Origin of the sequence: Ruthenibacterium sp. (genome assembly GCF_017421385.1) — a bacterium.
Lineage (GTDB): Bacteria > Bacillota > Clostridia > Oscillospirales > Ruminococcaceae > Ruthenibacterium > Ruthenibacterium lactatiformans.
The window spans coordinates 24,135-43,697 of record NZ_JAFOIN010000022.1; the positions used below are offsets into that span (position 1 = coordinate 24,135).

A 19,563-nucleotide genomic window follows, 5' to 3' on the forward strand; every position below is an offset into this window, starting at 1 on the left:
GGCGCAAAAACAGCGCGCCGCAAGTCAAATTTTTGTATGCGGCGCGCCTGTTTTTTGATGCCGTGTCCTATTTGATATAAATGTGGCGCGGCAGGCCGTCCACATAAATAGGGGTAAGCTCCGCCTGAATGAGCGGCCGCATATATGCCAGAAATTCCTGTGTCACACCTACGCCGTCCGGTGTGATCCACTCGCCCGGAACCTTTTTTTCAAAATTCGCGATGGTATGGATATCGTGCAGCTCGGTGGTGCACTGGTACGGGTCGTTGGAAAGGCGGCGCAGGCCCACCATCTCGCCGCTGTGCCCCTCGAAAGCAGCCTTGGCCGCCGCGCCGCCCACCTGGAACGCCTCGGTGATGTCCACACGGCTGGCCATGTGGCTGCTGCACCGCTGCAGGGTGGAAAGCTCGATGGCGCGTGCCTTGCAGCCCAGCTCCCGCACGGCTTTGTTCGCCAGAAAGCGCGCCGCGCCCGTCAGCGTTTTGTGCCCGAACGCATCCACCGGGCCAAGCTCTTCCGTCAGCTCGCATACATAACGGCCGTCGTGTACGCGCACGCCCTCAGACACCGCGATGACCACGCCTGCCTTGGCGCGCTGCAGGACGTCCAGCCGCTCGATGAAATGGTCGATGTCAAAGGCCACCTCCGGCAGGCAGATCATATCCACGCCTTCGCAGTCCTCCGCTTTGGCCAATGCCGCCGCACCCGTCAGCCAGCCCGCATTACGCCCCATCACCTCAACAATCGTGACGTTGCGCGTGCCGTATACCAGGCTGTCGCGGGTGATCTCCTTCATAATAGCGCCGATGTACTTGGCCGCGGAGCCGTAGCCCGGCGTGTGGTCGGTGTTCATCAAGTCGTTGTCGATGGTCTTGGGCACGCCCATGAACTTGATGTCGCTGCCTGTCATGCAGGCATAGTCCGAAAGCTTGGAGATGGTGTCCATGCTGTCATTGCCGCCAATATAGAAAAAGTAGCCCACATCCAGCTTTTTCAAAATACCAAACAGCTTTTCATACAAAGCCGGGTCCTCTGCCGGGACGGGCAGCTTGTACCGGCACGAGCCCAGGTATGAGGCGGGCGTGCGCTTGAGGATCTCAATGTCCAGATTATCCCGCAGCGTGTCCGAAAGGTCCACCACCTGTTCTTCCAGCAGGCCCTTCACACCGTACCGCATGCCGTAAACATGCTGTGCACCGCGGCTTTTCGCCGCCTGGAACACACCCACCAAACTTGAATTGATAACCGCGGTGGGGCCGCCGCTCTGCCCGACGATCGCATTTCTACCCATTTTTTCCACTCCTTTGCGTTCCGCGCCCGGCCGGCATTTTCCGGCAAAGCGCGCCCTTGTCGCGGACGCACGGCACGCCCGCCCTGTTTTTTTACGTGTTCCAGTATAGCATGTTTTTCTCCCTGCCGCGAGTGCGCACGCCAAAAAATACACGCTTGTTACAAATTTGATAACGATTTGACATCGTTCCGACGCAATATCTGCGGCTTGTACGCCGTATATAGAGTAGCAGAACCTGACACAGAAAGGAAGGGAACTCGATGAAAAAGACGTTGTTCAGTATTCTTTTTTCACTGGCGCTCGCCGCCTCTCTGGCGGGATGCGGAGGCGCGGCCAGCAGCACGGCCGCGGCCCGTGCTTCTTATTCCTCGATGGACAGCGCGCCCCAGGCATATGCCGCGGATGCAGGCGGAACCGCCGCCGAAGCGGCCGGGACCTCGGACCCGTCCGACGCCGTGCAGAACAGCGCGGATCTGCTGCCCCAGGACGGGCGGAAGATCATCCTGAACGCCACGCTCTCCATCGAAGCGCTGGACTTCAACGCCACCTGTACGGCGCTGGCGCGGGCCGCCCAGTCCTGCGGCGGATATGTCTCCTCCACCAACATCGATACGCCCGCTTACGAGGGTGCATACCGCACCGCATATTATCAGTTCCGCATCCCGGCAGAGCAATACAGCGTCTTTCTGGAGGGCGCCGGCAGCGCCGGCAACCTGGTGAGCAAGCAGGAATCCACCCAGGATGTGACCAGCGCTTATGTGGATGTGGAGGCCCGCCTGAAAAGCCTGAAGCTGCAGGAGGAGCGCCTGTACGCGATGATGGAGCAGGCCGGTGATCTGGAAACGCTGCTCGCCATCCAGAACCAGCTCACAGAAGTGCAGTACCAGATCGAGAGCTATACCGCCCAGCAGCGCACCTATGACGATCTGATTTCTTATTCTACCGTAGATGTAACGGTAGAGGAGGTAAAGCAGATCACCGAAAAAACCGAGACGTTCGGCGACCGCGTATCCGACGCCTTCCGCCGCAGCTGGCGCGACTTCGGCTACGGTGCACAGGACTTTGCCGTGGGCTTTGTCGCTGCGCTGCCCACGCTGCTGGTGTTGGCCGTACTGGCCGCAGTGGCCGTGACGGCCGCACGCGCGGCCGTCCGCCTTCATAAAAAAAGGCTGGCCGGCCGCCCGGCTCCTGCACCCCGCACGCCCGCCGACTATGCGCCGCAGAACGGCAATGAGGCTGAAACAGGCAAAGACGCTCCGCCGTCCACACCGCCCAAATACAAATAAACGTACAAAAGTACACCGGGAGGGCAGTTCCATGAAACGCACGACATTCGCTGCAGCTTGTGTGCTTTGCCCTGCTTTGCTGCTGGCTGCATGCGCGCCGCAAGGCGCGGCTTCCGCCTCCGCATTCGGCGACAGGCCTCCCATGGACGAAAGCATTTCCGCCTCCAGCGCCGACGCTCTGCCTGCGGAAGACGGGTCGATCCTGCTGGCGGAGGGTGCCGTGACGCTGATGCTGTCCGCCGAAAACCTTCCGCCGCCTGGGGAAGCTTCTTCCGATGCGTCCGGCCTTGCGGAAAGAGACAGCTCTATCTCCTACACCATCACCAACACCAGCGGGCTGGAGCTGGGCGTCATACTCATTCCCCGCCTGGAACGCTGGACGGATGGCGGCTGGGAGGCTGTCCCCTGCGATGCCGTCTTCTGCGGAACAGCCGATCCGCTCGAAACAGAACGTTCCGGCCGCTTTCCGTTGGAGTGGTACCCGGCGCTTACTCCCGGCACATACCGCCTGGGTCTCCAGCTGGAGGATTATGGCCGGGGCTGCCTGCCGGAGGACGCTTGGGTGACCGCCTGCTTCACCCTCACGGAAAATACTGTCGAGCCTTCGCAGATGTGCGCATATCCACGGACTTCGGGGGAATCCTAACTGTGGAGGCGAAATATTACTATGAGTATATTAAGCAGTTTATATCACGGAGAAGTCCACAACAAACCCAACGATGTGCACAACACTCCCGAAAAAAGCACGGGGCATACGGACGGCAGCGCTGTGCTGCCCGCTCACGCCCAGCGGCGCATGCAAGCGCTGCGGGACGGCAACCTTCGTCCGCCGCTGTACTACACGCAGCAGGAGCAGACGCCCTGCGCCAACGGCGTGTGGGAATCTCCGCACACGGTGGCCAGCAAGCTGGAAAGCAAGGAAGAATTCCCCCAGGGATAATGCAAAAAGGCTCCGTTTGGAGCCCTCTCCGTAAAGAAGTAATCAATCCCACATCTGCATAGATGACGAGCATCGGATTTTGTCCCTAAAAATTCACAGAAAAGCACCATCTAAAGTAAATTCTTTAGATGGTGCTTTTTGCGCCCGCGCAAGGAGGACAGTTATAAACTGAAATACACTTTTTATATCTGATTTATGATAAAATCTACATTTTCTTCAACGGGTTTTGTTCCGTCAATTCTTAGGATAGGACAACTTAATAGCTGTATCCATTCTTCAACCGTACTCTCTGGTCTGGATGTAACAAACTCAAAAAACTTTTCTTCCTGTTCATGCAAATCTCCACCTGGCAGCATTCTATTGCCAAACTTCTGAAAAGAGCGCTTTTTAACCCGTTGCACCCGAATGTCCTTTGGAGTATCAATCAATACAGCATACTGAAAAAAGGGATAAATCGCTTCTCCATAATCTCCTTTTACAGCAGCAAAAACAAAATTTTCATGTACCTTAATCGCATGAAAAAGCATTTTTTCAGCCTCCTCACGCGTGCGTGGAGAAGCATAGATATAATTTGGGTCTGTCTTAGGGAAAAACAGATCTTCATTATCTATAAAATAAAAATCCAATTTCTCAGCAAGCGCTTTTCCCAATGTACTCTTTCCAGCACCGTTTAATCCGCATATCACAATTCCTGTTCCCACAAAACCCACCGTTAACCCGATTTTCTGTTTCGCCCCACTTCTATGGCCCTTCATTTTCTGCCGTCGCTCCGTTTGGCTTACGGCCCGACGGCGTTATGCTTCGTCCCTGCACCAGGCGATAAGCGGGGCAAGCGCGGCCCTGTCTGTAAAGTCCACCGGCCTGTCATATGCGGCCAGCAGCCCTTTTTCTTCCGTACTGCGCTCGCTCTCCGGTTTTTTCAGCAGCATTTTTTTCAGCATTGCCATCATCGCCTTGTGTACAGGCCTCATATTCCGGTAATCCATCCCGCCGCGCAGGTGGAAAAAGCAGATATTCTCCAGCATTTCCGGCGTAAAGGCCCGGGCCGCATCCTGCATGATCTTTTTCACATTTTCCGGGTCGCTCGGGTCCGACAGCCCCACTGTAAACATTGCCAGACGTTTCCCCTGCAATGCGCCATACAGCTTTGCCATACGCGCAGCGCCGGCAATGCTCCCCGCATACAGGCCGCCGCCAAATATCACGCATTCATAGTTCTGCACAAGGCGCGCGTCCGCCTGCCTTTCCTCCGCAGCATCGGCATCCAGCGCCTGTGCCAGCCATTGAGCATACCGGCGTGTACTGCCATAATGGGAACGGTATACCACCAGCGTTTTCATTCCAACCCCTCCTCCACCGTTTGCATCTTCTCCAGGTTTTGCAGCATACGGGCCAGCACTCCGGCAGCCTGTTCAGCCTCGTCTGCACGGATGCCTGTATACAGCGCCCGCATAAATTCCTGCTGGCGTGCGCCGTATTTTTCCGGCAGCTCCGCGCACTTTGGGGTTCGGTGCACGCGGTTCTTGCGTGCGTCCCGCCCGTCCTGCGCCAGAGCCACATATCCCTTTTGCTGCAGCTTCAAAACCAGCTGCTTCACGTTTTGATGCGAACTTCCCACACCGCGCGCCAGCTCGCCCAGTGTTGGCGGAGCTGAAAAGTTCTCCAGCACCGCCAGCACAAACCACTGCTTTGTCGTGATCTCATCGTAAAACCGGTCCCCGGCGGCTTGCAGGCGGTTTCCCATTGCCAGCAGCGAGCCAAAAAGCACATAGGGTGCGGGATAATTTTTCAGCTCCATGCAAAGTCTCCTTCTGAATTTATATAACATATTACATTTTTATGTAATATATTACACAAATAAAAAATTGTCAAGTTCCGCGCGATTTGTGCTATACTATGGACAGAGAGGTGATTTGTATGCCGTTCATTCTGACGGAAAACCGTATTGCATATGTGCAGGAGGGCCAGCTGCTGGCAGAGGCCACTTTTCCTGAATTCGCGCCGGGCGTTGTAAACATTGACCACACCTTCGTCGACGAAGCGCTGCGCGGGCAGGGTGTTGCCGCACAGATGATGGAACGCATCGCCCGCTCTTTGCGCGAAACGGGCCGCAAAGCCATCCCCACCTGCAGCTATGCAAAAAAATGGTTCGGCCAGCATCCGGAATATGCCGACGTGCTTCGCTGAACGCTCATACCCAAAACGCGCCTTCCCTGAAACGGACATCCGCTTTGGGGAAAGCGCGTTTTCTGTTTTATTTCTCCGGCAGCCGCTTCAGAGCGGCGCGAATATCCCGTTCCAGCAAAGAGGCCATGCTTTCGGAGTAACGGGAAAGGTCCGCGCACAGGAGCGCCTGTCTGGCTCGCGGAAAGCAGCCCGGGCAGGCTGCTGCAAACTGGGGCAGCCGTTGAACGCACCAGCGTGCAGCGGCCGCCTTTTCGTCTGTGATGTGGGCAAGATACCGCTCCAGCATCTCCATTACCTGCTCAGGGCCCGCCCACTGTGCGTTGCATGCCAGCAGGACCATGCCCCGCATGCGTACATAAGTGCGTTTATCGTCCAGCATTGCCGCAAAAGCATCCCAAAAGACACACACCGCGGCCGAAGCTTCACTTTCCGCCTCCAGCGTACACAGGGCTGCATATGCGGCGTCGTTGTTCTTCCCTGTCAGCTTTTTCACCTGCGCTGCAATTTGCTCATGCTCCATTCCGAAGCCTTCTCCTTTCTTTTTGCGGTCAGTACAGGCATAAGATCCATTTTTCCCAAAAACGGCGCAGCGGCCCGCTCTCTTTCTCCCGTCGGGCCGCGCATTGGCCGGCATATTCGGTCAGCGCCCCAAGCTCCTCCGGTGTCAGCACATGATTGCTGAACTTTGCTTTTTCCGCCAGTTCCCTCAGACGCGCGGGCGGCGGCGCAGCGCCCCGGCACAGCCGTTCCAGATAGACCCACGTGTCCAGCGCCGCCCGGCTGCGGGCAGGGCCCTGCATCCTGCGCGCCCTGCGCGCCAACACAAGGCGGCGGCGCAGCCATACGGCAGCCGCCAATGCGGGCAGCGCCAGCAGCCACAGCGCCTGCACCGGCAGCTGCCACGAATCCGCCCCCGCGGCCGCCGGCCCCGACGTGTCCGGCCGGGCCCCGCCCGGCTCCTCTTCGGAGCGTTCTGTTCCCGGCGCGCGGTCCGGGCCGTTCACCGCAGGGTCTGCTCCCTGTTCCTTTCGTCCTTCCGTTTCGGATGACGCAGTGTCGCGGGAGGAGGCATTGCTTTCCCCGTTCTCCGGCACGCCTTCACCGGAAAGCAATGCCTCCGGCAGCACACTGGTTTCGCGCGCAAAACCCGGCGTCGCTTCCAAAGGCAGCCAGCCGAAGCCGTCCAGATAATATTCCACCCATGCATGGGCGGCGCTGTCCGGCACATCGGCCCTGCCGCCCTGTACAACAGCGACATAACCGCTCACATACCGTGCCGGGATATCCAGCGCGCGCAGCATAACCGCTGCTGCCGAGGCAAAATGCACGCAGTAACCCTGGCGGGACTGCGTCAGAAAATGCAGCACAAAGTCTTCATCCCGCGGCTGGACAGGCGTATCCAGACTGTACCGGGCCGCACTTCCGATGTATTGCGCCACCTGCCGGGCTGTCTCTGCCGTGCCGCCGTCGGTGCGGATGCCCGCCCTCGCCGCCAGCGCCTGCATTGCCTGCGCCGTATCCGCGGGCAGCGCGGTATATTCCCGATAGACGGCCTCTCTATAAAAGCGCTCCGGCTGTTCCAGCTCCGGCAGCAGCGGCAGTTCCAAATAGATCCGTTGTTCCGTCCATTCCTGCTCATCCGGCGGTACGCCCGCCAGCCAATATTCGCCGTAAAATTCCGTTGTCCAGCTCTGCGTGTCCAAATCATGCGTCACACTGCCATCGGAAACATATGTCATCCCCGGCACAGCCAAAGGATAGTACGGCAGATAGCACAGATCCGTACCATCTCCGACGCTTGTCACCGTCATCTGCTCGCCTTCGCCGCCCAGCGCCCCCAGGTTCAGAGCGGGCAACTGCAGCGGGTGCGGCGCAGGCTCTGTGCCCTCCGCCGCAAGCTGCACCGCACCCAGGCTGCAATCCTTCCATGCACGGCCCGTATAATCACCGGCGGACGCGCCGCGCAGATAAAACACACCGTCAATTCCGCATTCCACCCGCAGCACTGTACGGCCTGTGTAAACACGGGGACCTGCTGTCTCCAGCCGCAGTCCGCCGCCGGAGGATGCACGCCACGGCAATGCAGACGGCGTATTTCCCTGCACCAGAGCGATCACGTCCCGTTGCATCCTGCCCGCCCAGGACGGCCGGATAAAGTCTCTGTCCGGCAGAAAAATCTGCAGCCCCAGCAGCAGCGCCAGAGCGGGCGCCAACAGGCCCCAGGTAACACGGCCGGCCTGCGCCGGGCTGGAGCGCCGCAGCGCATGTGTCAGCAGCAGCAGCGTCCAAAACAACAGGCACATCAGCTGCGGAACGGGCGCGGCAGCCTGCGTTACTACCAGCGGCAGGCAAAACGGCGGCACTGTCAGCGCGGCCGAAAACAAAGCCGAACGCTGCCACAGCAGAGCCGCGCCCAGCAACCCCGCCAAAATCGCCGCATAAGCACAAAAAAATATTGTCAGGGAACGGTTTTCCAACGTCATTGGCACATCGGAAAACCACACGGGGACCGCCGGAAAATATGCATGGTACGCCTGTGTGATATTCTGTGCAGTCAAAACCGCACCGCGCAGGGCGTTTTCCCCTGCGGACGCCAGGAGCGCCGCTCCCAGCAGCAGCGCAGGAAGGCGCAGCAGGCGCGCCGCACGCAGCGGCAGCGCCAAAAACCATACAACAGCCGGAACCGCCGCACAGCTCAGCGCTACCGCTCCGCGCCCAACCGGCAGGTCAAAGCCTGTGATAACGGCAAATACCGTTCCTCCCACGCCCAGCCACAACAACAAAAGGCTGGAAAGCGCGCTCCACAACGGCGCTTTTCTTGGAGCGTTGTGCCGGTCTGTCCTGCGCCAAAAGGGCGTCCCGGCTTTTCCGGCGCCGGCGTGCCCCGGGGCAAGGCGGGTATGCCGCCCCGCAGCAGAAAGCGAAATACCGGGCGCCTTTCGCCGTTTATCCCGCATCATCCGCCGCCTCCTTTTCCGCGCGCAGGGTATAGCTCCATTCCGCCTGCGGCGGCGCCCAACCCGGCGCCCAGCCGTCCGCACCGTCCGCCGGTTCAGCCAAAAGACGGTACAGCAGCGCATCCAACTGCCCGGCCTCATCCACCAGCGCCGTGTGCACCACGCCGTTTTCACCGGGCCACAACACAGTGTGAGACACTCCCTGCTGCGTCAGACGCGCGGACAACCAGCACAAATGCTCCAATACCCGGTCCAGCGCGTCAGGGCCGCCCCGCCTCTCCACCAGCAGAAGGGCGCGCGCCCGGCAGGGCACCAGCGCCTCCCGGACGATCATCTCCCCTGTTTTTGCCGTCAGCTTCCAGTGAACCGTGCGCATAGGGTCTCCCGGGCGGTAGGGCCGCAGCTCATGCTCCTCGGCATACGCGCCCACCCGGGGCTTCATCGGTCCGCCGGATACGGCCCCCGGCAGCGGCGGCTCCGGCGAAAGGGCAACGGGCCGCGGCCGCACGGTGACAATGACCGCGCCCGGCCTGCGCACAGGCAGGCGGAACAGGCCCAGATAATCATATACCCACGCACGCCGCACGCTGCACCGCAGTGCCGCGCAGTGCGCAGTGTCCAGATCCCATTCCGCAGGAGCCTCCCCGCGCAAGTGAAGCCACCGCGCACAGTCCTGGCCCGGATGCGTCCGGTCCTCCACCGAAATACGTACTTCCATACGCGCGGCAGGCATCCATCCCAGCATATATACCTGTAAAACACAGGTTTTTTCCCGCTCTACCGCCGCGGGCGCGTGCAGCACGATACCCGCTGTCAGCATCGCCGGAAGGCTTACCACAAGGGAAAACAAAGGCAGGCAGACGGCCAGCATCAGAACATACCATGCCAATTGGCCGAAATAAAAGCAATAAAACAGCACGGCCCCGCCCAGCGCCAACCCATAGACCGTGCGCGCCGCCCACACCCTCATTTGAGCTGCGGCGCGCTTATACTGCGCATCAGATCGTCCAGCAGCGCGTCCACATCCCTTGTCTGCGGCGCGGGGATCAACCGGTGTGCCACCGTACAGTGAAAGATGCGCCGCACATCCGCAGGCGTGACATAATCCGCGCCCCGGGCAAGCGCCGCGGCCTTTGCCATAGCGGCCACAGCCAGTGTGGCGCGCGGGCTCGCCCCCTGTACCAGTTCCGGCAAGGTCCTTGTTCCCGCCACGAGCCGTACAATATAGTCCAGTACTTCGTCGCTCACATAGACCTGGTCTGTCTGTGCGCGCAGCGCCGCCAGCCCGGCCTTGTCCAGAGCCTGCTGCACGCCATCCAGGGGATTGCCCTTCTGTTTCCGGCGCAGCATGCGCAGCTCATCCTGCGGTTCCGGGTATCCGAGGGACAACTTCACCATAAACCGGTCCATCTGGGAATCCGGCAAAAGCTGCGTCCCCGACGCTCCGGCGGGATTCTGTGTTGCAATAACGATAAAAGGGCGGGGCAGCGCATGCGTTACGCCGTCCACGGTCACTTGCCCCTCCTCCATGGCCTCCAACAGTGCGGCCTGTGTGCGGCTGGTCGCACGGTTCAGCTCATCGGCCAGGAACAGGTTGCACAGCACGGCGCCGGGCTGGTATTCCATTTTCCCCACAGCTTTGTTGTAAAGAGAGAAACCCGTCACATCTGAGGGCAGCACGTCCGGCGTGAACTGCATACGGTTATAGCGCAGGCCCAGCGCCTTGGAAAAAGCCAGCGCCATCGTTGTCTTACCTACGCCCGGCACATCCTCCAGCAAAATATGGCCGCCCGCAAGGATGGCCAGCACCGCACGCAGCAGCACCGCATCCTTACCCACCACAGCCTTTTTTACTTCGTCCATTACTTTGCCGATGCCCGCCATATCCGCACTTCCCCGCTCCCGATTTTCTACATTTTATCATAAAACGACAGCCCCCGCCACCGCAGGGGCCATTGCTACCTGTCCAAACATGTAAAAGTTTTCGCACCGCAGCGCGCAAAGGCCAAATATTGCAGGATGGTAAAGGCTGTATATCCGCTGTGCAGCAATATTTGAAAAATAACCGCAGGCTATTTTTCAGGCCATGCGGGCCGTCCCCGGCCCGCGGCCATCGGGATAAGCTTTTTTATTGCGGGGCAATAAAAAATGGCCTGCGGCCGCTCCGGCCCATATGGCCGTCAGGACGGGGCTTTTATTGCGCAGTCATAACCACCAGCTAAGCTGGTGGCTTGAGTAGGCTCTATAAGAGCCTATTACCGACAAGCGTCTTAAGACGCACTGAAATTTATTTCGCTTGCATAACTTGCCCCACAGCCCGTAAATGGGCGATTGCTGTTCTAACGGAAGCTTTCTATTATTGAAAGCTTTCTGTTAGCAGCTCGCTTCGCTCGATGCTTGAAGCTAAAGCTTTTTACGGGACACCTCCACCGGCAGAGCCGGTGGTTTCCGTAATCAATAAAAACATCCCCCGTGCCGATTTCCTGCACGAGGGATGTTTTAAACAGAACTTAAACCAGTTCGATGATCGCCATTTCGGCGGCGTCGCCGCGGCGCACACCAGTCTTGATGATACGGGTGTAACCGCCGTCGCGGTCGGCGTATTTCGGGCCGATCTCGTCGATGACCTTCTTTGCCACGCTCTCTTTCGTGATGAAGCCGTACACCTGACGCTTCGCATGCAGGTCTTCACGCTTGCCGAGGGTCACCATCTTCTCCGCCATCGCGCGCACTTCCTTTGCACGCGTCGCCGTGGTCTCGATCTTGCCTGTCTCAAACAGGAAAGTCACCATAGCGCGGAGCATCGCCTTGCGGTGGTCGCTGGTTCTGCCAAGTTTTCTTGTACCGGGCATCCCATTTCACTCCTTTGCAGTTTACTCGTCGTCTTTTGTAAGGGTAAAGCCGAGGGAATCCAGTTTCGCCATAACTTCCTCCAGGCTCTTGCGGCCGAGGTTGCGCACTTTCATCATCTCGTCTTCGGATTTGTTGATCAGGTCTTCCACGGTATTGATGCCGGCGCGCTTCAGGCAGTTGAAGGAACGCACGGAAAGGTCCAGCTCCTCAATGGTCATCTCGAGAGCCTTTTCCTTGCCCTTGTCGTCCTTTTCCACCATGATCTCGGCGTCCATCGCCTCCTGCGAAAGCGTGACGAACAGGTTCAGATGCTCGGTCATGATACGCGCGGCAAGGCTCACGGCCTCCTTCGCGCTGATCGTGCCGTCCGTCCAGACCTCAAGCGTCAGCTTGTCGTAGTCGGTGATCTGGCCCACGCGGGTGTTCTCCACCGTGTAATTCACCTTGAGTACAGGGGTATAGATGCTGTCGACAGGCAGAGCGTTCAGGGAAGCCTGCTCCGCAGCCTGCTTGTTGCGTTCCGCCGGGACATAACCGCGGCCCTTGTCGAACACAAGCTCCATGATGAGCTTCGCGCCGTCCGCCAGGGTCGCAATGTGCCAATCAGGGTTCAGCACCTCGATCTCCGCATCCTGCTGGATGCTGCCGGCAGTTACCTCGCCCTCACCGCTCGCTTCGATGCGAACGGTTTTCGGGGTATCGGAATAAAGCTTTGCGGTGATGCCTTTGACGTTCAGGACGATCTCGGTAACGTCTTCCTTCACGCCCTCGATCGTGGAGAACTCATGGACTACCCCGTCGATTTTAATGCTGGTGACTGCCACGCCCGGCAGGCTGGAAAGCAGCACACGCCGCAGGCTGTTGCCCAAGGTGGTACCGAAACCGCGCTCCAGCGGCTCCACGACGAATTTGCCGTAACGGCCGTCTGCGGAAAGGCTGGCGGTATCGATCTTGGGTCTCTCAATCTCCATCATTCTAAAACCCTCCTTAGTTCAGGCAGGCGGCGGCACGCCGCCTGCCAAAATGTTCGCATACGGTGATGAGGATCACGGGGATTATTTGGAGTACAGCTCGACGATGAGGTGCTCCTCGATGTCGAAATCGATGTCGGCACGCTCGGGCAGCTTCGTGACGTTGACAGTCATCTTCTCAGCGTCCTTGTCCAGCCACGCAGGCACGGGGCGGGCGCTGTTCTTCTCGATGCACTCTTTGATCTTGTCGCAGTCCGTGGTGCGGACGGCGACCTTGTCGCCCTCTTTCACGAGGTAGGAGGGGATGTTCACGGTCTGGCCGTTCACGGTAAAGTGACGGTGCAGCACCAGCTGGCGGGCTTCCTTGCGGCTCATCGCAAAGCCCGCGCGGTAGACGATATTGTCCAGTCTGCTTTCAAGGATCCTAAGCAGATTCTCACCGGTGATGCCGGATTTGCGCTCGGCCATTTCAAAGTAATGGGCGAACTGGCTCTCCAGAACACCGTAATAGCGTTTTGCTTTCTGTTTCGCGCGCAGCTGCAGGCCGTATTCAGAGACCTTCTTACGGGCCTGGTTCTGGCCGTGCTGGCCCGGCACGAAGCTGCGGCGGGCGAGCGCGCATTTGTCGGAGTAGCAGCGGTCGCCCTTCAGGAAGAGCTTCTGGTTCTCACGACGGCACTGGCGGCAAACTGCGCCTGTATATCTTGCCATTGTTTTTCCTCCTTCAATTAAATGCGGCGGCGCTTGGGCGGGCGGCAGCCGTTATGCGGAATGGGGGTAACGTCCTTGATCATATTTACCTCCAAGCCGGTGGCCTGCAAAGCACGGATAGCGGCTTCACGGCCGGAACCAGGGCCTTTCACATAAACTTCTACCGACTTCATGCCATGCTCCATCGCGGCGCGGGCGGCCGTCTCGGCAGCAGTCTGCGCGGCAAACGGCGTGCTCTTGCGGGAACCGCGGAAGCCCAGGCCGCCTGCGCTGGCCCAAGACACGGCATTGCCCTGCACGTCCGTAATGGTAACAATGGTGTTATTGAATGTGCTCTGGATATGCGCGCAGCCACGTTCAATATTTTTGCGCTCACGGCGTTTGCCACGCACGGGGGCGCCTTTTTTAGCAGCGGCTTTTGTTGCCATCTAACTGTCCTCCTTGTTGGATTACTTCTTCTTGTTGGCTACAGTGCGCTTCGGACCTTTGCGGGTACGGGCGTTCGTTTTGGAACGCTGGCCGCGCACGGGCAAGCCCTTGCGGTGACGCGTGCCACGGTAGCACTGGATCTCGACAAGGCGTTTGATGTCGAGCGCGGTGTTACGGCGCAGGTCGCCCTCAACGGTGAAGTTTTTATCAATGTAGTCACGGATAAGCGCTTCTTCGTCCTTGGTCAGGTCCTTCACTCGGGTATCGGGATTGATCTTCGTGGCGGCGAGGATCTCGTCCGCAGCACTGCGGCCAATGCCGTAGATATAAGTGAGGCCAATTTCGACTCGCTTTTCCTTGGGCAAGTCAACTCCGGCGATACGTGCCATGGTTTTAGCACCTCCTGATTTATTTATCCCCTTGGTGGATCATGCCGCAGAAGGCCGGCGGGATAAGAACGTCCTTGTGCGGCTGGAATGCTGTTTGTCGATTAACCCTGGCGCTGTTTGTGCTTCGGGTTCTGGCAAATCACCATGACGCGGCCTTTGCGCTTGATGACTTTGCACTTTTCGCAAATCGGTTTCACGGAAGGTTTCACCTTCATACTTGGTACCTCCTTCAAGCTGCGCCCTGAATGGTTACTTCGAGCGCCATGTGATGCGGCCCTTCGTCAAATCGTAGGGGCTCATCTCAAGTGTGACTTTGTCTCCCGGCAGGATGCGGATGAAGTTCATGCGCAGCTTGCCGGAAATGTGTGCCAGCAGGCGGTGCCCGCCCTGGATCTCCACAAGGAACATCGCATTGGGCATGGCCTCTACCACGACACCTTCTACTTCGATGACGTCTTCTTTGGACAAGCTTCTACACCCTCCTTGGCTGTGTGAGGATGACCGGCCCGTTCGGCGTGATGGCGATCGTATGCTCAAAATGAGCCGCGAGGCCGCCGTCAACGGTCTTGGTCGTCCATCCGTCTGACATGGTTTTTACGACGTGGCTTTTTTCGTTTACCATCGGTTCGATGGCAAGCACCATCCCGTTCACGAGGCGCGGCCCGCGCCCCGCCGTGCCGAAGTTCGGCACCTCCGGGTCTTCGTGCAGCTCGCGGCCCACGCCGTGGCCGACGTAGGTGCGCACGACGAAAAAGCCGGCGTCCTCCACGTACTGCTGCACCGCCGCGCTGATGTCGCCCACACGGTTGCCTGTCTGCGCGGCCGCAATGCCGCGCATCAGCGCCTCCTTCGTAACGTCCATCAAGCGCTGCGCCGTTTCGGAAACTTCGCCGCACGCGAACGTGGCGGCGTTGTCGCCGTTCCAGCCATGGACGGCGGCGCCTGTGTCGATGCTGACGATATCGCCTTCGTGCAGCACGATGCCATGGGACGGAATGCCGTGGATAACGACGTCGTTCACAGAGATGCATGCGCTGCCCGGGAAACCGCCCAGGCCCTTGAAATTGGGCCGGGCTCCCTGGCTGACGATATAATCGTAAATGATCTTGTCGATCTGAGCCGTCGTAACGCCCGGCTTGACGGCCTCGCCGCCCAGCCGCAGCGCCTCTGCCGAAATCTGGCAGGCCGGCTTCATGGCCTCGACTTCTTTTGCTGTTTTAACGAGGATCACAGGCTGACCCCCAGCTTCTCAAGCAGGAGCCTTGTGGTATCGGCCACTTCTTCCTGCCCTTCCACCACCACCAGCTTGCCCCGTTCGCGGTAAAAATCCACCAGCGGCTCGGTAAGCTCGTGATAGACCTTCAGGCGTTCGAGAATGGTGGCCGGCTCGTCGTCCTTGCGCACGATCAGCGCGCCGCCGCAGCGGTCACACACATCGGGCTTGACGGACGGCTTGGCCGTGGTGTGGTAGCTCGCCCCGCAGGCCGAGCACACCCGGCGGCCGGACAGCCGCTGGATGATACGCTCGTCCGAAACTTCGATGTCCACGACCTTGTCGATGCCGACGCCCATCTCCTCGAGGGCCTCGGCCTGCGCCACGGTGCGGGGCACGCCGTCCAGAATAAAGCCGTTTTTACAGTCGTCCTGCGCGAGGCGTTCTTTGATGATGCCGATGATCACGTCGTCGGGGACAAGCGCGCCGGAATCGATAAAGGCCTTGGCTTTCACGCCCATCTCGGTTTCGTTTTTCATCGCTTCACGAAGAATGTTACCGGTGCTGATGGCCGGGATGTTCAGCTTGTCGCATACGATCTCGGCCTGCGTGCCCTTACCGGCGCCGGGCGCGCCTAAAAGGATCAGTTTCATAATGCCTTTCCCCCTTCAACAGTTTGCCGTGCTCATTCAAGGAAACCCTTGTGATGGCGCATCAGCATGTAAGATTCAAGGCTGCGGGACGTATCCAGCGCAACGCCGACAACAATCAGCAGGCTGGTGCCGCCCAACGAGATATTCTCGCCCGTGACATTGCCCAGCACAATGGGCATCACCGCAACGACGCCAAGGAACAGGGCGCCAATGAAGGTGATCTTGCCCAGCACCTTGGTGATGAAATCGCTGGTCGGCTTGCCGGGACGGTAGCCAGGAATGGTGCCGTTGTTGTTGCGCAGATTGTTGGCGATCTCCACAGGGTTATACTGCATCGCCACATAGAAATAGTTGAACGCGATGATGAGCAGCAAATAGATCGCCGCATACACCCAGCCGTTGGTGCTGAACATCCCCAGGAACGGGGCGGCAAACGGATGCAGATCCGGGTTGTACAAGTTCGGGAAGAAGCCGCCGATAGTCCCCGGGATGGAGGCCAGCGCACTGGCGAAGATGACCGGCATAACGCCGCTCATGTTCACCTTGATGGGGATGTGCGTGCTCTGCCCACCGTACATCTTGCGGCCAACAACGCGCTTTGCGTACTGAACCGGGATGCGGCGCTCGGCGGCGTTCAAAATCACGATGAACACAATCACCGAGATGGCAAGAACGACGAACACTGGAATCAAGAAGTAATATTTCACTTCGCCGCCCGCCGCAAAGCCCAGCCAGGTCTTGATGGTGGTGAAGATACTGGTCCAGCGGGAAACGATGCCCGCGAAGATCAGAATCGAGATACCGTTGCCGATGCCCTTCACATCGATCTGCTCACCCAGCCACTGAATGAGCAAAGAGCCCGCAGTGAACGCAAGGATCACAACGATGGCAGAGAACACCTGCGCAAACATCTGCGCGCCGCTGCCATAAACGAGGGCGCCCTGGCCGCGCAGCAGGAAATAATATCCAATGCCCAGCGCCAGCGCGATGCCCGCGCCCGTGTAGCGCGTGATGCGCGTCAGCTTCTTGCGGCCATCCTCTCCCTCTTTGGACAGGCGCTCCAGCGCCGGGATGGCGACCGTGAGAAGCTGGATGATGATGGATGCGTTGATATACGGCGTAACGCTCAGCGCGAACAGCGTCGCGCGGGAAAACGAACCGCCGGTGAGCATGTCGATGTAACCGAGCATGCTGCCGCTCTGTCCGGCCACCCAGCCCTGCAGCGCCTCAGGGGCGATGAAGGGCACGGGGATGGCGCAGCCGAGACGGAAAATGACGATGACCAAAAGTGTGTAAAGCAACTTCTTGCGCAGATCTTCGATCTTCCACGCATTGCGGAATGTTTCAAACACTTTAGATCACCTCAGCCTTCCCGCCTGCCTTCTCAATTTTCTCCTTGGCGGAGGCGGAGTAGGCGGTGAGTTTCACATTGAGCGCCTTCGTCAGCGTACCGTTGCCGAGGACCTTGACGCCGTCAAGCGTCTTTTTGATGATACCCTTTTCGATCAGGGCGTTCGCGTCTACCGTACTGCCGGCCTCGAACTTTTCCAGGTCGCTAACCTTAATGGTAGCATATTCGGTAGCGAAAATATTGTTGAAACCGCGCTTGGGCAGACGGCGCTGCAGCGGCTTCTGGCCGCCTTCAAAACCGGCTTTCTTGGCGCCGGAACGCGCTTTCTGGCCTTTGTGGCCGTAACCGGCCGTCTTGCCGTTGCCCGAACCGGCGCCGCGGCCCTTGCGTTTCGCAGCCTTGCTCGCGCCCTCGGCGGGCTTTAATTCATGAAGCATCATTTCGAGTGCACCTCCTTGCTTTTACGCTTTGGTAACCTCTACCATGTGAGAGATTCTGTTGATTTTGCCGTGCGTGGCGGCATTGTCGGGCTGTGTGGTCACATCGCCGGCCTTCTTCAGACCCAGAGCCTTCGCGGTGGCGATCTGCTTCTCACTGCGCCCGATCAGGCTCTTAACGAGCTTGATGGTGAGGCTGCCTTCAGCCTTCGCGGGTGCCTTCTTTGCGGGTGCTTTCTTGGCCGGAGCCTCGGCGTCCGCTTTCGCGGCAGCCTTCTTGGCCGGGGCCTTCTTTGCGGCCGTTTCGCCGTCCGCCTTTTTGGCGGGGGCTTTCTTCGCGGCGGGCTTCTTTTCCGCAGCGGGCTTGGCGGCAGCTTTCTTAGCGGGAGCTTTCTTCTCCTCTACGGCCTCTTCGGCCGCGACGATCTTCTCTTCAGCCATTGGTCACTGCCTCCTTAACCCAGAATTTCTTTCACGGTCTTGCCGCGCTTCGCAGCCACCTGCTCGGCGCTCTGCAGGCTGCACAGGCCGTTCACCGTGGCGGTAACCACGTTGCAGGGGTTGTTGGTGCGCTGGCACTTCGTGCGGATATCCTTGATACCGGCAACCTCCAGCACAGCGCGCACAGCGCCGCCGGCGATCACGCCGGTGCCTTCGGGCGCCGGACGAAGCAGCACGCGGCCCGCGCCGAACGCGCCGACGGTCTCGTGCGGGATGGTGGTTCCCTTCATGTTGATGCGGTGCAGATTCTTCTTGGCGGCCTCGCAGCCTTTGCGGATCGCCTCGGGAACCTCGGCCGCCTTGCCAAGGCCGAACCCAACGATGCCGTTGCCGTCGCCCACGACGACCAGAGCGGAGAATTTCATCACACGGCCGCCCTTAACGGTTTTGGATACACGGTTGATGGCAACAACCTTCTCTTGTAAATCCAAAGTGGATGCGTCAATCATTTCCATTTGTATCCTCCTTACAGCTCCAGGCCGCCCTCGCGGGCGCCCTCAGCCAAAGCCTTGACACGGCCGTGATATACAAAGCCGCCGCGGTCATACACCGCTTTCGTGATGCCCTTGTCAGCAGCACGCTTCGCGATGGCCATACCGACCTTCTTGGCAGCCTCGATATTGCCGCCGAACCCTTCAAAATCTTTATCCATGCTGGACGCGGAAGCCAGCGTCACGCCGGCCACGTCATCGATAAGCTGGGCATAAATATGTTTGGAGGAGCGGAACACATCGAGACGCGGGCACGCTGCGGTGCCGGAGATCTTGCCGCGTACACGGCGGTGTCTGCGCAGACGAGACACATTCTTGTCCGGTTTATTAACCATTGTCGTTCACTCCTTCTCTTATTTAGCGCCCTTGCCGGCTTTACCCTCTTTGTGGGCGACATATTCGCCCGCATAGCGGATGCCCTTGCCCTTGTAGGGTTCAGGCGGACGTTTCTCGCGGACTTCCGCGGCAAACTGGCCGACACGCTGTTTGTCGATACCGTTGATGACGATCTTCAAGGGATCGGGAACGTCAATCGTGATACCGTCGGTCTCAGGCACGATGACCTGATGGGAATAACCCAGGTTCATCACAAGGTTTTTGCCCTGCTTTGCGGCGCGGTAGCCCACGCCCTGGATCTCCAGCTCCTTTTTGAAGCCGTTGGTAACGCCCTCCACCATGTTGCTGATGAGAGTGCGGGTGAGGCCGTGCAGGCTGCGGGCCTCCTTCTCGTCATTGGGGCGGGTAACCACTACTTCACCATTCTCCACTTTGGCTGTCATCATGGGATGGATCTTGGAATCGAGCGTACCCTTGGGGCCCTTCACGGTAATGTTGCTGCCATCGATCTTGACCTCAACGCCCGTGGGAATGACGATGGGTTTTCTTCCAATTCTCGACATTGTC

Annotated in this window: 27 protein-coding genes; 4 read left to right on the forward strand and 23 right to left on the reverse strand. The window is 59.0% G+C overall.

Annotated features, from left to right (window positions below; translation table 11 throughout):
- Window positions 1–67: 67 nt before the first annotated feature.
- Window positions 68–1,291: a 6-phosphofructokinase gene (locus tag IIY41_RS02525; protein WP_009322279.1), complete on the reverse strand. Its 1,224-nt coding sequence runs from the start codon at window positions 1,289–1,291 to the stop codon at window positions 68–70.
- 260 nt (window positions 1,292–1,551) lie between these two features.
- Between IIY41_RS02525 and IIY41_RS02530 the strand changes: the two genes are divergently transcribed.
- From IIY41_RS02530 to IIY41_RS02540, 3 genes are read left to right on the forward strand one after another with little or no spacing between them, the layout of a single operon-like run.
- On the forward strand, window positions 1,552–2,577 hold the full coding sequence (locus tag IIY41_RS02530) for a DUF4349 domain-containing protein (protein WP_055079618.1): 1,026 nt from the start codon (window positions 1,552–1,554) through the stop codon (window positions 2,575–2,577).
- Window positions 2,578–2,608: 31 nt separating this feature from the next.
- Complete coding sequence (locus IIY41_RS02535; RefSeq protein WP_055079617.1) at window positions 2,609–3,223, forward strand: hypothetical protein; 615 nt, start codon at window positions 2,609–2,611, stop codon at window positions 3,221–3,223.
- Between the two features lie 21 nt (window positions 3,224–3,244).
- The gene (locus IIY41_RS02540) at window positions 3,245–3,517 is read left to right on the forward strand and encodes a hypothetical protein (RefSeq protein WP_154524070.1); all 273 of its coding nucleotides are present in this window, start codon (window positions 3,245–3,247) and stop codon (window positions 3,515–3,517) included.
- Between the two features lie 182 nt (window positions 3,518–3,699).
- Here the strand turns inward: IIY41_RS02540 and IIY41_RS02545 are convergent, their stop codons facing one another.
- From IIY41_RS02545 to IIY41_RS02555, 3 genes are read right to left on the reverse strand one after another with little or no spacing between them, the layout of a single operon-like run.
- Entirely contained in the window at window positions 3,700–4,272 is a 573-nt protein-coding gene (locus IIY41_RS02545) for an AAA family ATPase (protein WP_155201614.1), read from the reverse strand.
- Window positions 4,273–4,311: 39 nt separating this feature from the next.
- Window positions 4,312–4,857, reverse strand: coding sequence for a flavodoxin domain-containing protein (locus tag IIY41_RS02550; RefSeq protein ID WP_009322274.1), 546 nt, complete (start codon window positions 4,855–4,857; stop codon window positions 4,312–4,314).
- Window positions 4,854–5,315, reverse strand: coding sequence for a MarR family winged helix-turn-helix transcriptional regulator (locus tag IIY41_RS02555; protein ID WP_009322273.1), 462 nt, complete (start codon window positions 5,313–5,315; stop codon window positions 4,854–4,856). The genes IIY41_RS02550 and IIY41_RS02555 overlap by 4 nt, the downstream gene beginning before the upstream one ends.
- Window positions 5,316–5,434: 119 nt before the next feature.
- Between IIY41_RS02555 and IIY41_RS02560 the strand changes: the two genes are divergently transcribed.
- The gene (locus IIY41_RS02560; RefSeq protein ID WP_009322272.1) at window positions 5,435–5,704 is read left to right on the forward strand and encodes a GNAT family N-acetyltransferase; all 270 of its coding nucleotides are present in this window, start codon (window positions 5,435–5,437) and stop codon (window positions 5,702–5,704) included.
- Between the two features lie 67 nt (window positions 5,705–5,771).
- On the opposite strand, the gene IIY41_RS02565 is transcribed toward IIY41_RS02560, so the two are convergent.
- From IIY41_RS02565 to rplF, 19 genes are all read right to left on the reverse strand, one after another.
- Window positions 5,772–6,224 carry a hypothetical protein gene (locus IIY41_RS02565; RefSeq protein ID WP_009322271.1) on the reverse strand — a complete coding sequence of 151 codons (453 nt, stop codon included), beginning with the start codon at window positions 6,222–6,224 and terminating at the stop codon, window positions 5,772–5,774.
- 28 nt (window positions 6,225–6,252) lie between these two features.
- Window positions 6,253–8,511 carry a transglutaminase-like domain-containing protein gene (locus IIY41_RS02570; RefSeq protein WP_287399566.1) on the reverse strand — a complete coding sequence of 753 codons (2,259 nt, stop codon included), beginning with the start codon at window positions 8,509–8,511 and terminating at the stop codon, window positions 6,253–6,255.
- Window positions 8,512–8,650: 139 nt separating this feature from the next.
- On the reverse strand, window positions 8,651–9,631 hold the full coding sequence (locus IIY41_RS02575; RefSeq protein WP_287399568.1) for a DUF58 domain-containing protein: 981 nt from the start codon (window positions 9,629–9,631) through the stop codon (window positions 8,651–8,653).
- Window positions 9,628–10,545, reverse strand: coding sequence for an AAA family ATPase (locus tag IIY41_RS02580; protein ID WP_287399570.1), 918 nt, complete (start codon window positions 10,543–10,545; stop codon window positions 9,628–9,630). Before IIY41_RS02580 ends, IIY41_RS02575 begins: the two co-directional genes overlap by 4 nt.
- Before the next feature lie 626 nt (window positions 10,546–11,171).
- Window positions 11,172–11,513 carry a 50S ribosomal protein L17 gene (rplQ, locus tag IIY41_RS02585; protein ID WP_009322266.1) on the reverse strand — a complete coding sequence of 114 codons (342 nt, stop codon included), beginning with the start codon at window positions 11,511–11,513 and terminating at the stop codon, window positions 11,172–11,174.
- A gap of 21 nt (window positions 11,514–11,534) precedes the next feature.
- The gene (locus IIY41_RS02590) at window positions 11,535–12,488 is read right to left on the reverse strand and encodes a DNA-directed RNA polymerase subunit alpha (RefSeq protein WP_009322265.1); all 954 of its coding nucleotides are present in this window, start codon (window positions 12,486–12,488) and stop codon (window positions 11,535–11,537) included.
- 81 nt (window positions 12,489–12,569) lie between these two features.
- Complete coding sequence (rpsD, locus tag IIY41_RS02595; RefSeq protein WP_009322264.1) at window positions 12,570–13,196, reverse strand: 30S ribosomal protein S4; 627 nt, start codon at window positions 13,194–13,196, stop codon at window positions 12,570–12,572.
- Window positions 13,197–13,213: 17 nt separating this feature from the next.
- Window positions 13,214–13,624 (reverse strand): 30S ribosomal protein S11, encoded by a 411-nt coding sequence (rpsK, locus tag IIY41_RS02600; protein ID WP_009322263.1) that lies wholly within the window; start codon window positions 13,622–13,624, stop codon window positions 13,214–13,216.
- Between the two features lie 21 nt (window positions 13,625–13,645).
- On the reverse strand, window positions 13,646–14,014 hold the full coding sequence (gene rpsM / locus IIY41_RS02605; RefSeq protein ID WP_009322262.1) for a 30S ribosomal protein S13: 369 nt from the start codon (window positions 14,012–14,014) through the stop codon (window positions 13,646–13,648).
- Between the two features lie 101 nt (window positions 14,015–14,115).
- Window positions 14,116–14,229, reverse strand: coding sequence for a 50S ribosomal protein L36 (gene rpmJ, locus IIY41_RS02610; protein WP_009322261.1), 114 nt, complete (start codon window positions 14,227–14,229; stop codon window positions 14,116–14,118).
- A gap of 34 nt (window positions 14,230–14,263) precedes the next feature.
- Window positions 14,264–14,482, reverse strand: coding sequence for a translation initiation factor IF-1 (infA, locus tag IIY41_RS02615; RefSeq protein WP_009322260.1), 219 nt, complete (start codon window positions 14,480–14,482; stop codon window positions 14,264–14,266).
- 4 nt (window positions 14,483–14,486) lie between these two features.
- Entirely contained in the window at window positions 14,487–15,245 is a 759-nt protein-coding gene (gene map / locus IIY41_RS02620; protein WP_287399573.1) for a type I methionyl aminopeptidase, read from the reverse strand.
- A complete protein-coding gene (locus IIY41_RS02625; protein ID WP_009322258.1) occupies window positions 15,242–15,880 on the reverse strand; it encodes an adenylate kinase in 639 nt (212 codons plus the stop codon). Before IIY41_RS02625 ends, map begins: the two co-directional genes overlap by 4 nt.
- Window positions 15,881–15,912: 32 nt before the next feature.
- Complete coding sequence (gene secY / locus IIY41_RS02630) at window positions 15,913–17,232, reverse strand: preprotein translocase subunit SecY (RefSeq protein WP_009322256.1); 1,320 nt, start codon at window positions 17,230–17,232, stop codon at window positions 15,913–15,915.
- A gap of 1 nt (window position 17,233) precedes the next feature.
- Entirely contained in the window at window positions 17,234–17,671 is a 438-nt protein-coding gene (rplO, locus tag IIY41_RS02635; RefSeq protein ID WP_287399574.1) for a 50S ribosomal protein L15, read from the reverse strand.
- A 21-nt stretch (window positions 17,672–17,692) separates the two neighbouring features.
- Window positions 17,693–17,857 carry a 50S ribosomal protein L30 gene (rpmD, locus tag IIY41_RS02640; protein ID WP_040909768.1) on the reverse strand — a complete coding sequence of 55 codons (165 nt, stop codon included), beginning with the start codon at window positions 17,855–17,857 and terminating at the stop codon, window positions 17,693–17,695.
- 266 nt (window positions 17,858–18,123) lie between these two features.
- Window positions 18,124–18,624 (reverse strand): 30S ribosomal protein S5, encoded by a 501-nt coding sequence (gene rpsE, locus IIY41_RS02645; RefSeq protein WP_009322250.1) that lies wholly within the window; start codon window positions 18,622–18,624, stop codon window positions 18,124–18,126.
- An 11-nt stretch (window positions 18,625–18,635) separates the two neighbouring features.
- Window positions 18,636–18,995 carry a 50S ribosomal protein L18 gene (gene rplR, locus IIY41_RS02650; RefSeq protein WP_009322248.1) on the reverse strand — a complete coding sequence of 120 codons (360 nt, stop codon included), beginning with the start codon at window positions 18,993–18,995 and terminating at the stop codon, window positions 18,636–18,638.
- An 18-nt stretch (window positions 18,996–19,013) separates the two neighbouring features.
- Window positions 19,014–19,559 (reverse strand): 50S ribosomal protein L6, encoded by a 546-nt coding sequence (gene rplF, locus IIY41_RS02655; RefSeq protein ID WP_009322246.1) that lies wholly within the window; start codon window positions 19,557–19,559, stop codon window positions 19,014–19,016.
- Window positions 19,560–19,563: the final 4 nt, after the last annotated feature.

Excerpts from the sequence above, each read along its gene's own strand:
- rplO (WP_287399574.1), bottom strand. The coding sequence starts at position 17,671 with ATGATGCTTCATGAATTAAAGCCCGCCGAGGGCGCGAGCAAGGCTGCG.
- IIY41_RS02540 (WP_154524070.1), top strand. The coding sequence starts at position 3,245 with ATGAGTATATTAAGCAGTTTATATCACGGAGAAGTCCACAACAAACCC.
- IIY41_RS02560 (WP_009322272.1), top strand. The coding sequence starts at position 5,435 with ATGCCGTTCATTCTGACGGAAAACCGTATTGCATATGTGCAGGAGGGC.
- IIY41_RS02625 (WP_009322258.1), bottom strand. The coding sequence starts at position 15,880 with ATGAAACTGATCCTTTTAGGCGCGCCCGGCGCCGGTAAGGGCACGCAG.
- rpsK (WP_009322263.1), bottom strand. The coding sequence starts at position 13,624 with ATGGCAACAAAAGCCGCTGCTAAAAAAGGCGCCCCCGTGCGTGGCAAA.
- rplQ (WP_009322266.1), bottom strand. The coding sequence starts at position 11,513 with ATGCCCGGTACAAGAAAACTTGGCAGAACCAGCGACCACCGCAAGGCG.
- rpsE (WP_009322250.1), bottom strand. The coding sequence starts at position 18,624 with ATGGAAATGATTGACGCATCCACTTTGGATTTACAAGAGAAGGTTGTT.
- IIY41_RS02545 (WP_155201614.1), bottom strand. The coding sequence starts at position 4,272 with ATGAAGGGCCATAGAAGTGGGGCGAAACAGAAAATCGGGTTAACGGTG.
- IIY41_RS02535 (WP_055079617.1), top strand. The coding sequence starts at position 2,609 with ATGAAACGCACGACATTCGCTGCAGCTTGTGTGCTTTGCCCTGCTTTG.
- rpmJ (WP_009322261.1), bottom strand. The coding sequence starts at position 14,229 with ATGAAGGTGAAACCTTCCGTGAAACCGATTTGCGAAAAGTGCAAAGTC.
- IIY41_RS02550 (WP_009322274.1), bottom strand. The coding sequence starts at position 4,857 with ATGAAAACGCTGGTGGTATACCGTTCCCATTATGGCAGTACACGCCGG.
- IIY41_RS02555 (WP_009322273.1), bottom strand. The coding sequence starts at position 5,315 with ATGGAGCTGAAAAATTATCCCGCACCCTATGTGCTTTTTGGCTCGCTG.
- IIY41_RS02565 (WP_009322271.1), bottom strand. The coding sequence starts at position 6,224 with ATGGAGCATGAGCAAATTGCAGCGCAGGTGAAAAAGCTGACAGGGAAG.
- IIY41_RS02575 (WP_287399568.1), bottom strand. The coding sequence starts at position 9,631 with ATGAGGGTGTGGGCGGCGCGCACGGTCTATGGGTTGGCGCTGGGCGGG.
- rplF (WP_009322246.1), bottom strand. The coding sequence starts at position 19,559 with ATGTCGAGAATTGGAAGAAAACCCATCGTCATTCCCACGGGCGTTGAG.
- IIY41_RS02525 (WP_009322279.1), bottom strand. The coding sequence starts at position 1,291 with ATGGGTAGAAATGCGATCGTCGGGCAGAGCGGCGGCCCCACCGCGGTT.
- rpsM (WP_009322262.1), bottom strand. The coding sequence starts at position 14,014 with ATGGCACGTATCGCCGGAGTTGACTTGCCCAAGGAAAAGCGAGTCGAA.
- IIY41_RS02590 (WP_009322265.1), bottom strand. The coding sequence starts at position 12,488 with ATGATGGAGATTGAGAGACCCAAGATCGATACCGCCAGCCTTTCCGCA.
- IIY41_RS02580 (WP_287399570.1), bottom strand. The coding sequence starts at position 10,545 with ATGGCGGGCATCGGCAAAGTAATGGACGAAGTAAAAAAGGCTGTGGTG.
- rplR (WP_009322248.1), bottom strand. The coding sequence starts at position 18,995 with ATGGTTAATAAACCGGACAAGAATGTGTCTCGTCTGCGCAGACACCGC.
- IIY41_RS02530 (WP_055079618.1), top strand. The coding sequence starts at position 1,552 with ATGAAAAAGACGTTGTTCAGTATTCTTTTTTCACTGGCGCTCGCCGCC.
- rpsD (WP_009322264.1), bottom strand. The coding sequence starts at position 13,196 with ATGGCAAGATATACAGGCGCAGTTTGCCGCCAGTGCCGTCGTGAGAAC.